The 14,381-nt window shown below is 68.1% G+C and carries 13 protein-coding genes; 6 read left to right on the top strand and 7 right to left on the bottom strand.

The window, feature by feature from the left end; translation table 11 throughout:
• The first annotated feature begins 1 nt into the window (after window position 1).
• Together VI123_RS07660 and VI123_RS07665 are read left to right on the top strand one after the other, a co-directional pair.
• Window positions 2–766, top strand: a complete 765-nt coding sequence (locus tag VI123_RS07660; RefSeq protein WP_336337466.1) for a cobalt-precorrin-7 (C(5))-methyltransferase — start codon at window positions 2–4, stop codon at window positions 764–766.
• Entirely contained in the window at window positions 767–985 is a 219-nt protein-coding gene (locus VI123_RS07665) for a hypothetical protein (protein ID WP_336337467.1), read from the top strand.
• Here the strand turns inward: VI123_RS07665 and VI123_RS07670 are convergent.
• On the bottom strand, window positions 982–1,755 hold the full coding sequence (locus VI123_RS07670; protein WP_336337468.1) for a CbiX/SirB N-terminal domain-containing protein: 774 nt from the start codon (window positions 1,753–1,755) through the stop codon (window positions 982–984). The two genes, VI123_RS07665 and VI123_RS07670, sit on opposite strands and share 4 nt — an antisense overlap.
• A 165-nt stretch (window positions 1,756–1,920) precedes the next feature.
• On the opposite strand from VI123_RS07670, the gene VI123_RS07675 reads away from it, so the two are divergent.
• Both VI123_RS07675 and VI123_RS07680 read left to right on the top strand, forming a co-directional pair.
• Window positions 1,921–2,409 carry a cation:proton antiporter regulatory subunit gene (locus VI123_RS07675; protein WP_336337469.1) on the top strand — a complete coding sequence of 163 codons (489 nt, stop codon included), beginning with the start codon at window positions 1,921–1,923 and terminating at the stop codon, window positions 2,407–2,409.
• Window positions 2,410–2,440: 31 nt separating this feature from the next.
• Window positions 2,441–3,652, top strand: coding sequence for a cation:proton antiporter (locus VI123_RS07680; RefSeq protein WP_336337470.1), 1,212 nt, complete (start codon window positions 2,441–2,443; stop codon window positions 3,650–3,652).
• 4 nt (window positions 3,653–3,656) lie between these two features.
• Here the strand turns inward: VI123_RS07680 and VI123_RS07685 are convergent, their stop codons facing one another.
• On the bottom strand, window positions 3,657–4,697 hold the full coding sequence (locus VI123_RS07685) for a zinc-binding dehydrogenase (protein ID WP_336337471.1): 1,041 nt from the start codon (window positions 4,695–4,697) through the stop codon (window positions 3,657–3,659).
• Between the two features lie 475 nt (window positions 4,698–5,172).
• Here VI123_RS07685 and VI123_RS07690 point away from each other — a divergent pair, with 475 nt between their 5' ends.
• Window positions 5,173–5,367 (top strand): XapX domain-containing protein, encoded by a 195-nt coding sequence (locus VI123_RS07690; protein WP_336337472.1) that lies wholly within the window; start codon window positions 5,173–5,175, stop codon window positions 5,365–5,367.
• 45 nt (window positions 5,368–5,412) lie between these two features.
• On the opposite strand, the gene VI123_RS07695 is transcribed toward VI123_RS07690, so the two are convergent.
• Window positions 5,413–6,129, bottom strand: coding sequence for a hypothetical protein (locus tag VI123_RS07695; RefSeq protein WP_336337473.1), 717 nt, complete (start codon window positions 6,127–6,129; stop codon window positions 5,413–5,415).
• A 3-nt stretch (window positions 6,130–6,132) separates the two neighbouring features.
• Window positions 6,133–9,579: a CehA/McbA family metallohydrolase gene (locus VI123_RS07700; protein WP_336337474.1), complete on the bottom strand. Its 3,447-nt coding sequence runs from the start codon at window positions 9,577–9,579 to the stop codon at window positions 6,133–6,135.
• 347 nt (window positions 9,580–9,926) lie between these two features.
• On the opposite strand from VI123_RS07700, the gene VI123_RS07705 reads away from it, so the two are divergent.
• Window positions 9,927–10,853: a nucleoside hydrolase gene (locus VI123_RS07705; RefSeq protein WP_336337475.1), complete on the top strand. Its 927-nt coding sequence runs from the start codon at window positions 9,927–9,929 to the stop codon at window positions 10,851–10,853.
• 31 nt (window positions 10,854–10,884) lie between these two features.
• Here the strand turns inward: VI123_RS07705 and VI123_RS07710 are convergent, their stop codons facing one another.
• The 3 genes from VI123_RS07710 to gfo6 form a co-directional block, all read right to left on the bottom strand.
• Window positions 10,885–12,060, bottom strand: a complete 1,176-nt coding sequence (locus tag VI123_RS07710; RefSeq protein ID WP_336337476.1) for a mandelate racemase family protein — start codon at window positions 12,058–12,060, stop codon at window positions 10,885–10,887.
• 114 nt (window positions 12,061–12,174) lie between these two features.
• The gene (locus VI123_RS07715; protein ID WP_336337477.1) at window positions 12,175–13,041 is read right to left on the bottom strand and encodes an MBL fold metallo-hydrolase; all 867 of its coding nucleotides are present in this window, start codon (window positions 13,039–13,041) and stop codon (window positions 12,175–12,177) included.
• A 43-nt stretch (window positions 13,042–13,084) separates the two neighbouring features.
• Entirely contained in the window at window positions 13,085–14,167 is a 1,083-nt protein-coding gene (gene gfo6, locus VI123_RS07720) for a D-xylose 1-dehydrogenase Gfo6 (protein ID WP_336337478.1), read from the bottom strand.
• Between the last annotated feature and the right edge of the window lie 214 nt (window positions 14,168–14,381).

A 14,381-nucleotide genomic window follows, 5' to 3' on the forward strand; every position in this document is an offset into this window, starting at 1 on the left:
AATGACTGAGGACGACGACTACGACCTCGATAGCGGGCCGGACCCCGCCGCCCTCGCGGCGAGCGCGCCCGAAGACCCCCACGCCGACAGACCGGTCCACGCCGTCGGCATCGGCCCGGGAAACCTCGACTTCCTCACGCCACGGGGCGAAGACGCGATTCGGGAGGCCGACGTGGTCGTCGGCTTCGAGACGGTCGTCGATTTCGTCGCCGACCGGACGGAGGCCGACCTGCTGCCCTGTGGCTACCGGGACGAACTCGACACGCTCGACGCCTTCGCCGAGCGCGTGGCCGCCGGCGAGCGCGGGACGGCCGTCCTGATGGGCGACCCGAACCACTCGGGCTACCAGTTCGTCGGGAAGGTCCAGCGGGCCGTCGACCGCCCCGTTCGCGTCGTGCCGGGCATCTCGTCGCTCCAGGTCGCGGCCAGCCGCGCCCGGACGCCGATGGAGGACACGACGTTCGTCACGCTGCACAAGAGCGGCGACCTCGCCGACGACCGCGCCCGCCTCCGCCGCGACGTGGGCGAGCGCCACCTGCTCGTCCTCCCGCGGCCGTTCGACCTGATGCCCGAGGACGTCGCGGCCGAATTGCTCGACGCCGGCGGCGACCCAGACCTGCCGGCGCTGGTGTACGAGCGCCTCACCCACGCCGACGAGGCCCGCACCGCGACGACGCTGGGCGACCTCGCCGACGACGCCGGCGGCGATAGCCGTGAGGACACGCGTTTTTCGGACCTCTCGGTGCTAGTCGTCCGTCGGGACTGAGTGCGCCAGCGTCGGGCGGTCTTCGGCTATTCTCCGTCGCTTCGAGACACGCTCGACTGCTGTGGCCGGGCGGCCGCTATCCGAGCGAGCGACGCGACCGAGGATGTGCCGGCCGGCGACCGCGAGCGGTCGAGGGCGTTCGAAGCGGTGAAGATACCGTTCTCGCTGGCTGCTCCGTCCGAACAGGCTACTGTCGGGAACCCACCAACCGACGCCTAGTCGCCCTCGCCGTCGGTCGCCATCGGCCGGTTCGTCGCGGCCAGGGTCGCCTCGAACGTCCGCGGCGTGCCCGCGTCGGCCATGGTCCGCGCCGTCTCGACGGCAGTGGCGGCGGCCTCGGTGACGAGCGGGTGGTCGTCGAGCGTGTCGGCGTAGGCGAGCCCGCCCCTGTCGAGGTCGAGTTTGGCGGGAATCTGCGTCTCGGTGGCGTCGGTGGGCGCGAGAAAGAGCGGCACGGCGACGGCGTGGTCGCGGGTGAGGTTGTACCGCACGCACTCGACGGCGGGGTTCTGGAGCAGATAGCAGGGTTCGACCTCGCCGAAGGCGGTCCGCTCGCGCAGGCGCTCGGCGTGATACTCCGTCACCTGCCGCTGGTACGGCTTGCCGCTGGAACCGAAGGCGACGAGCGCGACGGAGGCGTCGCCGGTCTCGGGCACCGCCGCGGCGGCACGATCCCGGAGCGCCTCGGTGACGAGCGGGCTGCGCCCGACCGGCTCGCAGTAGTGCGTCTCGGCGTCGACCGCGTCCAGCGCCGCCGGCACGTCCGCCACCGTCGTGTGGTCGTGAGCGACGGTCATCGGCAGCGCGAACACGCGGTCGGCGTCGATGGCTACCAGGTCGTCGTGTAACTCCCGACGGGGTTCGTGGTCGTAGGTCAGCACCGTCACGTCGGCGGCTACCCCGCGCTCGCGCAGCCGGCGAGCGTGTGTCTCGTAGGGCGCAGCGCGTGACGTGTCCCGACCGATGAGCAGGAGTGTGTCGTGTGGCATTGGTAGCTCCCGACGCTAAAACAATCTTAGTTGTTTTAGCGAAAGTTTGCTTGTCTGAACGTTGGTAGGAACCCACTAATACCTTTGGGTCCCCGTCGTCTCGGGTCCCGGCGGCCGGGCCTCGGGCACCGGGTCTTATTGCCTCGCCGCCGCAATCTCGCGGCTATGGACGTGACAGAGAGCGACCTGCCCGGTGTGGGAAAGAAACACGAGGTGGACATCGGCGGTGGGCAGCAACTGGTCGTCGTGACCCACAACACGGGGACGCGCGAACTGTACCTGAAAGAGAGCGCGGACGCCGACTCCGAGAAGCTCGTGGAACTCTCCGACCGGATGGCGCGAATGGTCGGCACGATACTCGAAGGGGCGTACTTCCAGCCGGTCGAGTCCAACCACGTCGAGACGATGCTGTCGGAGGGCACGCTGCTTGAGTGGTACGCGGTCGAGGACGACTCGCCGCTGGTCGGCGAGACGCTGGCCGGTGCCGACATCGGACAGCGCACCGGCGTCACCGTCGTCGCGATACAGCGCGGCGACGACGTCATCGCCGCCCCCACCTCCGACGTTGAAATCGAGGCCGGCGACACGGTCGTCGTCATCGGCGAGCGCGACAACTGCGAGCAGTTCGAGAAGCTCCTGGCCGGAGACCTGTAGATGTCCGCGACCAGTTCGCCGGGGGGCCGCCGTGGCTGACCTGCTCGGTGTCGGCGTTTTGTTCGCCGCCGTCGCGGTCGCGACCCTCGTCGCCGTGTGGCTGAACAAGTCGGTGATTCCGTTCTACATCGTCTTCGGGATGGCGCTGTCGCCGTCGGTCGCTGGACAACTCTCCGTCGCCGGCTACGCCCTCCCGGTGGTCGAGTCCTCGGAGTTCGTCGAACTCGGCGCGGAGCTGGGCATCGTCTTTCTGCTGTTCTTCCTCGGCCTGGAGTTCAACCTCGACCGGCTGCTGGAGCGCTGGGGCCGCATCACCAGGGCGGGCACCATCGACCTCGCGGTCAACTTCGGTGCCGGGCTCGCGCTCGGGTTCGCGCTGTTCCGCGACCCGCTCGCGGCCTTCCTTATCGCTGGCATCGTCTACATCTCCTCGTCGGCCATCATCACGAAGTCGCTCATCGACCTCGGGTGGATTGCCAACGACGAGGCCGACCCGCTGCTGGGGACCCTCGTCTTCGAGGACCTGGTCATCGCGGTGTATCTCACGATAGCCGCCGCGCTCGTCGCCGGCGGGTCGGACCTCGGGGCCGCCGCGACCTCCGTCGGCGTCGCGCTCTCGTTTATCGTCGGGCTCCTGTTGCTGGCCCGCTACGGGACGCCGTGGTTCGAGCGGGCCTTGCAGACGAACTCGAACGAGTTCACGGTGATACGGGCCGTCGGCATCACCGTTCTCATCTCCGGGGTCGCCCTCGCCATCGGTGTCAGCGAGGCCGTCGCCGCGTTCTTCGTCGGCATGGCCTTCGCCTCGACGTCTCACACGCACAAACTGGAGAACCTCTTAGAGCCCGTCCGCGACACGTTCGCGGCGGTGTTTTTCTTCTGGATAGGCGTCGAGACCGACCCCCGGCTGTTCGCCGGCGTCGCGGGGCTCGTCGCCGCCGCCGTCGTCGTCACGGCGCCGACGAAACTGCTGTCGGGCTATCTCGGCGGCCGGGCCTACGACCTCCCCCCGCGTCGGTCGATGCGCGTCGGCCTCGGCATGGTCACTCGTGGGGAGTTCTCCCTGATTATCGCCGCCGTTGCGCTCACCGGCGCGGGCACGTCGCTGTCGGTTGAGCTAGCCAACGCCGTCTACTCCTTTACCGTCGCCTACGTGCTCGTGATGAGCATCCTCGGGACGATGCTGATGCAGTACTCGGCTCCCTTCGAAGAGTTCGCGACGGCCCGGTTCGGAACGGAGTAGGGCCTTACAGTTCGCTGTCGGGCACGACCACGACCTTCCCGAAGCCCTCGCGGTCCTCGATAATCTCGTGTGCCCGGGCGATTTCGCTCATCGGGAGCGTCTCCCGGACGCGCGGTTCCAGTTCTCCCTGCCAGACCAGGTCCAGCACTTCGTCGGCCTGCCCCGGCGTGGCCATCGTTGAGCCGATGACCTCGAGCTGGTTCCAGAAGATGCGGTTGATGTCGGTCTCCGGGTTGCCGCCCGTCGTCGCGCCGCAGGTGACCACGCGGCCGCCCTTGACCAGGCTCTTGAGCGAGTCCTGCCAGGTCTGTGCGCCGATGTGGTCGACGACCATGTCGACGCCGCGCCCGTCGGTCAGGTCCCGGACCGCGCTGGCGAAGTCGGTCTCCTCGTAGTTGATGGCGTGATCCGCGCCCAGTTCCTCGGCGTAGTCGAGCTTCTCCTGACTGCTGGCCGTGGCGAACACCTCCGCGCCGGCGTGGTCGGCTATCTGGACGGCCGCGTGGCCGACGCCGCCGGAGGCACCGAGGACTAGGACCGACTCGCCGGCCTTCAGGTCGCCGCGGTCCCGGAGCATCCGCCAGGCGGTCTGGAACACCAGCGGCGACGCGGCAGCCGTCTCCCAGTCGACGCCCTCAGGGACCGGTGTGAGGTTCTCGGCCGGTACGGCGGCGTACTCGCTGTGGACGCCCCGGACGTGCTCCCCGATGATGTGGAAGTCCGGCGCGAGCGTCGGGTCGCCCTTCCGCGTGAACTCGTCGCCCCCGCCGCTCTTCCCGGCGAGGACGGCCACCCGGTCGCCCGGTTCGAACCGCGAGACGCCGTCGCCCACCTCGTCGACGACGCCCGCGGCGTCGCTGCCGGGGATGTGTGGCAGGTCGAGGTCGATGCCCGGCAGCCCGCGACGGGTCCAGATGTCGAGGTGGTTCAACGCGGCCGCCTTCACGTCGATGACCACCTCGTCGCGGCCCGGTTCGGGGTCGGGAAACTCGCCATACTCGAGTACGTCGCGGTCGCCGTGACTCTCGAACTGAACGGCTTGCATCGTCATTATTTATCGTGGCACTCTTATAAACGCAAGCTTCCCGGAGACTCTCCGTCCCGTGGTGAGCGGCGGCCGCTCGCCTGCTCGGCAGGCCCGGAGAAACTCTCGCTGTGATAGTCACATCTGTGGGGACTATATCTCTGTCAACTCCGCTCTGCCGACGTATATCGAAGAAAAAGTGCTACTGGAGCAATCGATTCACGTATTGTCTCATGTGTACGTAGATATGTAGAATATATCTACATTTTCTCGGGGAAACTGAATATACAGCCCCGTATCTCGACATCTGTACCTTTCTGGCACTGTTGTATGCTACGCCACACCACTGTCGGCCCGAGGTGGTGCATACTTACCGCTCGAACCCGTTCCTTGTGCTACCAATGACACACACTTCGAACACACCAACCGGCCGCGCTCGGAGCGCTCCGCGCCGCGACGCCGCGGGTCCTCGCTGTGGGGCTGCGGTGACCGTCCGATGAATCTCTCGCTCGTCATCGTCGCGACGATGACCGGCGTCACCACCGGCGTCCTGTTCGGACTGCTCGACGTTCCTATCCCGGCCCCGCCGAACCTCGCCGGCGTCATGGGCATCCTCGGCATCCTCGTCGGCTATCGCCTCGTCGAGTACTTCGACGTCGGCGTCAGTCTGCTGTCGCTGCTGAAGGTCTGAGCGGCTACCGCCTCTTTCTCTTCGAAGACCGTGACGGCAGTGCCGTCAGTGGTCCGCGTGTTCGGTTCCGTTCCGGTGCTGGTGGCCGCTCTCGGTCCCGCCGTGGCCGGTTCCGGTCGAATCGTGGTCGTGGTCGCGGGTGAGCCGCCCGTGGTACGTATCCAGCGTCCGTTCGAGGAGCGCGGTCCGCGTCTCGTGGCCCTCGACGACCGGTTCGACCCAGCGCGACTCGGTCCGCCAGTACCCCATCACGTCGCCGGCGGGTTCGATTACCTCCGCGTCGAGGCCTTCGACCCCCCAGTCGTCCGTGTAGGCCTGGATGAACGAGACGACGACCGTCTCGATGCCGGCGGCGAGTTCGTGGCTGCGCGTGGTCTCCGTGACGTAGGTCAGCCTGACCCGGTCGTCCTCGACGGCCAGCGAGTCCACGTCGACGAACCACTCCCGGAGGTGGGACTCGAACGCGGCCAGCCGGGTCCCGGGGTCGGCGTCGAGGTCGCCGCCGTCGGCGTCCCCCTCGCCGTGGTCGTCGTGGGTGTGCTCGCCGTCGGCGTGCGTGTGCCCGCTCTCGTCGTGATGTGGTTCGCCGGCCGTCCGTGCGGGCGTCTCAGGCGCGTCGGGCGTCGCCGTGGACCCGCTGCCGACGCCCGGCTGGCTGTTCCGGGTGCTGCCGAGGCCGCTACAGCCGGCGCTGGTCGCCACCGCCAGCGCGAGGGTTCCGAGGAACCCCCGCCGCGTCCGTCGCTGGCTGGCGTCGGGCATCGCTTACGTCCCCCGCCGCGCGGCGAGCAGCGCCGCGCCGACGAACGCGAGCAACGCGACGACGGCGGTGAATCCGGGACCGGACCCCGCGGTCGTCTCCGGCGGCGCGGTCGCGGTGTCGCCGCCCGGTGTCGCCCCGCTCTCGGTCGCCGGCGTCGCGGTCACCGTGGCTCCGCCGGACTCGCCGTCCCCGTCGGTTCCGGACTCGGCCTGCTGGCCGGCCGAAATCCAGACCGGGCTGGTCAGCGCCCGGTCGCCGTCCTCGTCGACGACGCGGAACGCGACCCAGGCGTTCCCGTCGACGGCCACGTCGGTGCTCATCGTGTCGGTGGTCCCGTCGAGCGTGACGTTGGCGACGGTCGTCCCGTTCCGGATGACGTGGGCGTAGGCGAGCTCGTCGAGGTTCCGGACCGTCGCGGACGCCGTAACGGAGGACCCGGCGGTGGTGTTCACCGTCTCGCCGGGCATCCGGTCGTCGACGGTGAACTGGACGGCCGGCCCGTACGTCGCGTAGGTGTGGCCGTCCTTGACCGACTGGGCCCACTTGTCGGCGGTGACGGGGCCCTCGACGTAGGCCCGCGTGCGGGCGCTGCCGTACTTGACCGGGAAGCACTGCGAGCAGTGGTCGTCGCTGACGCCGGTCGCGGCGATGTCGTAGCCCTGGTTCCAGAGGTTGAACAGCCCCTGGACGCTGCTGGCGTCACCGGCCCCGTACTCGCCGTTGTACGCCTCGATGGCGTCGACCATCGGGAGGTACTCGTCTTCCTGTCCCGGCGCTTCCGAGAGGTCGACGAAGCGGTCACCGGGGTGGTTTATCTGGAAGACCGTCGCGTTGTGTCGCGCGCGGGACTCCTCGATGAACTCCACGAGCGTCCCCTCGGAGTCGACCATCTCCTCGCCGTGCATCGGGTAGGGATTGAAGTGCCCGAGGTCACCGGTGGTTATCTCCTCGCTGCGGATGAACAGCACGTCGCGCGCCTCGGTCTGGGACTGCATCGAGCCCCAGCCACCGATGGCGTTGTGGTCGGAGATGAACACCGCGTCGACGCCCGAGGACTTCTGGATGGCGACGAAGTTGTCGATGGGCGTCGTGCCGTCGAAGCTGACGCTGCTGTGGGCGTGCGGGTCGACGCTGACCCAGTCGTTCTCGCTGGGGTCCAGTTCCTCCGTGAACGTGGCGTCGACCGTGACAGCCTCGCCCGGCGTCACGGAGATGTTCTTGCGGACCGGCTCGGTGTTGTACTCAGTCCCGTGGTTCAGGACGAGCGTGTAGTTGCCCGGCGGCAGTTCGAACGAGGCCGTCCCGGCGGGCGTCGTCTGCGTGTAGACGGTCCTGACCGCCGTGCCCTCGTTGAGCACCGTGATGCGAGCGTCGGCCGGGCTGACCTGGCCGCTGTCGTTCAGCGACGCCGTGACGTTGACCGGCGCGGGACCTTCGAGCGTATCGAAGGCGACGCTCGTCGTCTCGCCGTCGGCGACGGTCACGGTCTTGGACTCGGAGGGCGCGAAGCCCTGCGCCTCCGCCCGGAGCGTGTACTCGCCGGCCGGCAGGTCGAGGTCGAAGGCCCCTTCGTCGGTCCCGACGGTGTAGGTGAACGCGCCCTCGTCCGTCGAGGCGGTGACCGTGGCCCGCGAGACGGACTCGTTGCCCGCGCTCTCGACCGTGCCGGTCACCGTGCCCACGTCGGCACCGGTCCGCTCGTTGTAGTACTCGCTGGTCGCGCTACTGGTACCGTCCGCGCCGACGAAGAAGGCGAACTCGGCGGACTGGGTCTCACCGGGGTCGAGGCGGTGTTCGAGCCACGGGTCGACCCACGTCGAGGAGGCCGTGTACGAGGTGAACGAGCCGTTCCCGCCCCAGACGCCGTAGCTGACGCGGTCGCCGGTGAGCGCGGCCCACGGCTGGCTGAGCGTGTCGGCGCTCACCGGCGGGGCGCGCGTCTCTTCGATGGTCCCCGACCCGGGGAGCCAGGTGGACTGGCCCTCTGAGCTGAGCGCCGCCCCGCTCTGGAGGCGCTCGGAGTCGTTGACCGGGAGGCGCTGGTCGCCGCCGTTCTCCATCGTCGTGTTTATCCAGACGTGGCTGGAGTCGGCCGGCAGCGTGTACGTCGTCGTGACGGAGACGTTCGGACTCGTGCTGACGTGGCCGGTCGCGGTGACGACCGCCGCGCCGTTCGGCCCGGTGGCGTTCTGGCGCTCGAAGGACTCGTAGACGGGCCACGTGCCGAAGTTGTTGAACGCGAACTCGGCGACGCCTATCTGGTCCGTCGTCAGCCCGTACGCGTTGGCGTCGTAGATGCCGCCCGGGAGCGTGCCGAAGGGCCCGTTGCTCTCGGTCCCGATGGCGACCGCTATCTCGCTGTTTTTCAGGACGATGGTCTCGTTCGCGGGCGTCTCGCCGCCCTTGAGCCGCTCGCCGGTGACCGCGACCGGGCTCTCGGGCCGTTCGACGTGACCCGAGGCGGCCAGCCACTTCACCGTCCGGAACAGGAACGGCCGGGTGTCGGTCTGCTGGTGTTCGGCCTGCCACTCGTCGGTGAGGTAGGTCGTCAGCGACTTCTGGCTGCCGAAGGCGACGACGCGGCCGTTCTGGCCGATGTCCCACGTCGCGGCCGCACCGACGATTCGCTCACCGCGCGGGAAGCTTTCCTCGGTGGTCGAGTACGTGTACTCGTAGGTGTCCTCGTCGCCGTACAGCAGCGGGGCCTGCGTCCCGTTGGCCGTGTCGGTCACGTTGATGCTGACGCCGTCGTACTCCACCGTCTCGACGCCGTCGGTGATGGGGTGGTCCCCCGTGTTGTGCAGGATTACCCGCCACTCGTAGTCCTCGACGGTCTTGTTGGTCGGGTCCTGGATGTTGCGCAGCCACTTGTCGCTCTCGCCGTTGAAATGGAGCCCGTACGGGTCGGTGATGTCGTTGAGCTTCCCCGCGTTACCCTGCAGCGGCGAAGTCCAGTCGGCCACGACGAACAGGCTGCCGCCGTTGCGGACGTACTCGTCCAGCGCCTCCTGTTCGGCCTCGCTGTAGGCGGTCTGTGGCACCGGGATGACGACCACGTCGTAGTCCCCCAGCCCGCTGGCAGCCGAGTCGCCCCACGAGGTCAGTCCCCCCGTGGTGGAGCGTTTCGTGTCCACGTCGTACCCGCGCTCGCTGAGCCGGTTCGCGAACTCCGTGAACGTCGAGCCCTGGTGGCTCCCGTCGATGAGCACGTCGACCCCCGCTCCGCTCGCGTTGAGGTCGACCGAACTATCAGGTCTCGGGCAGTCCCCGTCGAGCTGACAGGTGACGGCACCGCCCGATGCTGTCTGTGCCGCTGTCTGGCTGTTCGCCGTCGACAGTCCGTTTCGCTCGCCCGGTACAGCAGCGGCGCTTCCGATGAATCCGGTGCTGATGACCGAGACGACGAGCAGTACGCAGAGCGTCGCCGACCGAAGGTGGTGTCTGTCCATCACTTCCTGTACCGTATCGAGAGTATATAGTTAAAATTTACCCTGACGGACTATTTCTCGATACTGACTGGATTCTGTAACGAACTCTCGGCCCGGTATCGCCGCCGCGTCGTGTCCCCGCTTCCGGGGTCGGGCGCAGGCCCGACTGTCCCTTGGTATCGCACCGCTCGGCCCGTACAAGAGGATTGGGGCGGCCACACCTGGTTTGTCGGCCACACATTCCGACACACCGCTGTGTGGCGCGACGGCGGCCGACAAACGTCCCACAGACCCCCTCCGCGAGGCGCACACGTGTGACGGTCAGTCCGTACCAGCATTTAATATCCGATGGAGGAAACGTCGGGGATATGCCACGGAAAGTGTTCTTCGATACGGACCCCGGCTGCGACGACGCGGTCATGCTGGCGATGGCGCTCGGCCACGACGCTATCGACGTCGTCGGCCTCTCGACCGTCTGCGGGAACACGACCATCGAGAACACGACGCGGAACGCCCACGCGATACTGGAACTGGGCGGGTACGACGTGCCGGTCGCCCGGGGCTGTGGCCGGCCGCTGGTCGACGACCTCGCCACCGCCGAGTGGATTCACGGCGAGAACGGACTCCGCGGCGACCTGCCCGCCGTCGACGGCGAGACGCGGGACGTCCACGGGGCCGACGCAATCGTCGACGCCGCCCGCGAGCACGGCGACGACCTGACGATTGCGGCCGTCGGCCCGCTCCCGAACCTGGCGATTGCGCTGGCGAAAGAGCCCCGCTTGCCCGACCTGGTCGGGGACATCTATCTGATGGGCGGGGCCGCGATGACGAGCGGGAACGTCACGCCGATGGCCGAGGCCAACTTCCACAACGACCCCGCGGCGGCCAGCCGCGTCCTGCAGGACGCCGCCCCGAAGATGGTCGGCCTGGACGTGACAAATCGCGCCACCGTCTCCCCGGAGTTCATCGAGTCGTTCCGCGCGGCCGGCGGCGTCCGCGGGACCATCGCCGAGTGGCTCGACTACCGGCCCGACTCCGGGACCTACCCGCTGGCCGACGCGCCGGCCATCCACGACGCCGCCGTCGTCGCCGACATCGTCGACGACTCGGTGCTCGGCTTCGAGGAGTACTACCTCGACGTGGACACGACCGGCGGCCCCTGCCACGGCGCGGTCATCTGTGACGAACACGGCACGACCGACAACGACCCCAACGGCCGCGTCGCCGTCGACATCGACGTGGCTCGCTACCGCGAGGTCCTCGAAGCCGGCGTCCGGGCCTACGCCGCCGAGTGAGCCTGCTGAGGCGGCGACGCAACGGCCGCCGCTATTCGTAGGTGTGGACGCTCCCGGTGGTGTTGTCCGCGATGTAGTCCCAGTCGTAGTCGACGCCCAGTCCGGGACCGTCGGGGACGCCGACCGTCCCGTCGGAATCGACGGCGTCCATCAGGTCGGAGTAGCCGCCCTCGTACACCGGCGGCTGGGTGTTCTGGCAGTCCGGGTGGACCAGCGCCATCTCGTAGTAGTTGGAGTTGCGGCAGGCGGCGATGCAGTGGCGCTGGGCCGGGCCTGGCGCGTGGAACTCCACGTCCAGCCCGAACGCCTCGGCCATGCGGGCCACCTTGATTGCGCCGGTGATGCCCGCGTCGTACTCGGGGTCGGCCCGGAGGAAGTCGGTGGCCTCGCTGGCGGCGAAGTCCGACTTCAGCTCCAGGCCGCGGACGTGTTCGGTCTGGAGTATCGGTGTGTCGAGTTTCTGGGCCAGTTTCCTGTGGGCGTGCTGTGAGATGCCGCCGTCGCGGAAGGGGTCCTCGTACCAGAAGAAGCCCTCCTCGTCGAGCGCGCGACCCAGTTCCAGCGCGTCGGCGAACGTCTCCAGTTCGCAGGCCGGGTCGTGCATCAGGTCCATCTCGTCGCCGACGGCTTCGCCGACGGCGTGGACCGCCGCAATCTCGCGGTCGAGATTCCGGGACTCGTCACCGCCGCCCCAGCCGTGTATTTTGAAACCGCCGAACCCTTCGTCGCGACACTCTTCGGCGAAGTCCGCGAAGGCCTTGGGGGAGTCCAACCCCCCGGCGTCGTCGCCGTGGTAGGTCGAGGCGTACGCCGGGATACGCTCGCGGTAGGTCCCCAGCAGCTCGTGGATGGGCGCGTCGTAGTACTTGCCCGCGAAGTCCCACAGCGCGATGTCGATGGGGCCGATGCCCATCCGGTCGTACTTCCGGAGCGCGCGCTTGCACTCCGACCAGTGTTTCTCGCGTTTCAGCGGGTCCTTGCCGATAAGGTACTTGGCGACGATGTTGTACTGGGCGGCCGCCGGGGAGTTCCCGCCGACGTACTCGCCCGTGATGCCCTCGTCGGTGTGCACCCGGACGCCGAACAGTTTCCGCGTCGTCGTCTCCCCCGGCGTGTACACCAGATTGAAGCCGTGTTCGTCGGTCCCCACGTCTTCGAGCGGGTACTCGAACTCGCGGCTCTCGATTTTCGTTATCGTTGGCGACATCCGTGTGACGTTCCGGGGTCGGGCTCTTAAAGCTACCCCGCCGCAAACGCGAGCCGGCGACGCGGGCGGCTGTTTGAACCCCTATCCGCTTTATCGAATGCGGCGTCGCCCCGGCTACTCCTCGCCCAGCGCGCCAAGTCGGCGGATGCCGGGATCGCCCAGCCGCACCGAACAGCCGACGTAGAGCGGTTCGATGACCCTTGGGTACTCGAAAGACGCGGCGTGTTCGTGGAGCACTTTCGGGTCGCCGCCCTCGCCCTGCCACATGTCGTGGTGCGAGGGGAGCAGGCGGGACAGCCCGAGTTGGTTCGCGGCCTCGATGATTTCGTTCTCGTCCATGTACCACTTCGTCCGGACGCCACAGTCCGGTTCGGGCTCGTAGATGGAGCCGACGGTGCCGAACGCCAGCGCGCCCGCGTCAACGTCGAACCGCTCGCCGACCTCGGCGAACGCCTCAGCCGGCCGGCTGTCGCCGGCGTGGAAGAACGTCCCGGCGTCGTGTTCGACGACGTAGCTCACCGGCTCGATGGCGTCGGGGTCGTTCGCGCCCGCGACGTGGACCGTGAAATCGCCGACCTCGAACGCGTCGCCGACCGCGACCTCGTTTCGCCGGCTGTCGGACACCCGAAGTTCGCCGTCGTAGTCCGGCGACGCGTACGACGCCGCGGGCGCGTACAGGTCCGCCCCGAGGCCCTCGACCAGCGGGCCGTAGGACGGCGGGTGCATGTGGTCGATGTGTTCGTGTGTGACGAGTGTGGCGTCACACTGTGTGGCGTCTGTGGGGTCCATCGGAACCGGAATCATCCGGACGAGAGTCGGCGGGTCGCCGGTCCCGAAGTAAGGGTCGATGTACAGCGTCGTCGTCCGTGACCGGAGCACGAAGCCGTTACAGCCCAGGTACCAGACCACGACGCCGTCGCCGGGGTCCGTCGCTTCCACTTCCTCGCGGACGAACCAGTCGTCCCACGTTGACTGCACCATACCCCGGGCTACACCTGGCGGGACAAAAAACCCCGCGGCGACATCACTCCAGGTGAACCGTCGACTCCGTCTCGGAAGCCTCGTAGACGGCTTTGATAGTCCTGATATCGACGAGCCCGTGCTCGCCGTCCGCGTAGGGGTCGGTGTCGGTCAGCAGGCAGTGGGCGAAGTACTCGAACTCCTCTTCCATCTGGTCGACCTGCTCGAAGTCGACGTCGACCGTCGTGCCCTCGTGGGACAGCTGGAGCGCGCGGTCGTCCCAGGGGTAGAAGGCCGGTTCGACCCGGACCTTCCCTTCGGTCCCGAGCACGGAGATGTGGCTGTCGAGGTGGGCGTTCTGGCTGGCGGTACACACCGCGTACACGTGGCCGGGGAAATCGAGCTGGAACGCGCCGTGTTCGTCGGGGACGTCCGCGAACTCCGCTTGCACGGAGGCGACCGTGCCCCGGACGGCCACGGGGTCGGCGTCCAGCAGGAACCGACTCGTGTTCAGCGGGTACAGGCCGATGTCCATCACGGCACACCCGCCCGAGAGCTCCCAGTCTAACCGCCACTGGTCGGGGTCGGGGACCAGTTCGAGGATGGGTTCGGTCATGTTGCCGTGGACGAACAGCGGCTCGCCGATGTACCCCTCGTCGATGAGGTCCTTCGCCCGCCGGACGGCCGGCTCGGTGTGCATCCGGTAGGCGACCATCAGCGTCGCGTCGTGCTCGTCACAGACCGCGACCATCTGCTCGGCGCGCTCGACGGTGGCCTCCATCGGCTTCTCACAGAGGATGGCCTTGTCCAGTTCCGCGGCCGTCTCGACGAACGGGAGGTGCCGGGCGTTGGGGGTGACGATGTAGACGGCGTCGTAGGCGTCGCTCGCCGTCCCGTCGTGGAACTCCTCGTAGGTGAGCGCGTGCTCGACCGTCTCCGAACCGGCCGCGACGTCGGCCGCCTTCTCGCGGTCGCCGCTGACCAAGACCGTCGTCTCACAGAGGTCCCCGGCGTCGACGGCCGGCATCGCCTGTTCGGTGGTCCACCACCCGACGCCGACCATCGCGAACCGGACCGGGCTGTCTGTCTCTGTCCGCTCCTGCCAGTCTCGACGGTCGAACCCGGCCGTGAGTGCGTCGACGTTCATGCCGCCGGCATCGACCGGCCCGATATTATGTTTTGCGTTGCCACACTGCTGTCGGTTCGAGCCGTTCCCGGGGGAGCGAATGCTAGTTCACCTATCGAGCACGCTGTCCCGATTAGTGAGATATTCGTTCGGTATGATGGGACTACTGTCTGCGCGAACCGGCGCGTGGTCGCTGCGCGGCGTTCGTCCGGCCGAGTTCAGAGCGCCGTCTCAC

Origin of the sequence: Haloarcula sp. DT43 (assembly GCF_037078405.1) — an archaeon.
In the GTDB taxonomy this organism is placed as follows: Archaea; Halobacteriota; Halobacteria; order Halobacteriales; family Haloarculaceae; genus Haloarcula; species Haloarcula brevis.

Excerpts from the sequence above, each read along its gene's own strand:
- VI123_RS07660 (WP_336337466.1), top strand. The coding sequence starts at position 2 with ATGACTGAGGACGACGACTACGACCTCGATAGCGGGCCGGACCCCGCC.
- VI123_RS07700 (WP_336337474.1), bottom strand. The coding sequence starts at position 9,579 with ATGGACAGACACCACCTTCGGTCGGCGACGCTCTGCGTACTGCTCGTC.
- VI123_RS07705 (WP_336337475.1), top strand. The coding sequence starts at position 9,927 with ATGCCACGGAAAGTGTTCTTCGATACGGACCCCGGCTGCGACGACGCG.
- VI123_RS07670 (WP_336337468.1), bottom strand. The coding sequence starts at position 1,755 with ATGCCACACGACACACTCCTGCTCATCGGTCGGGACACGTCACGCGCT.
- gfo6 (WP_336337478.1), bottom strand. The coding sequence starts at position 14,167 with ATGAACGTCGACGCACTCACGGCCGGGTTCGACCGTCGAGACTGGCAG.
- VI123_RS07690 (WP_336337472.1), top strand. The coding sequence starts at position 5,173 with ATGAATCTCTCGCTCGTCATCGTCGCGACGATGACCGGCGTCACCACC.
- VI123_RS07695 (WP_336337473.1), bottom strand. The coding sequence starts at position 6,129 with ATGCCCGACGCCAGCCAGCGACGGACGCGGCGGGGGTTCCTCGGAACC.
- VI123_RS07710 (WP_336337476.1), bottom strand. The coding sequence starts at position 12,060 with ATGTCGCCAACGATAACGAAAATCGAGAGCCGCGAGTTCGAGTACCCG.
- VI123_RS07715 (WP_336337477.1), bottom strand. The coding sequence starts at position 13,041 with ATGGTGCAGTCAACGTGGGACGACTGGTTCGTCCGCGAGGAAGTGGAA.
- VI123_RS07675 (WP_336337469.1), top strand. The coding sequence starts at position 1,921 with ATGGACGTGACAGAGAGCGACCTGCCCGGTGTGGGAAAGAAACACGAG.
- VI123_RS07685 (WP_336337471.1), bottom strand. The coding sequence starts at position 4,697 with ATGCAAGCCGTTCAGTTCGAGAGTCACGGCGACCGCGACGTACTCGAG.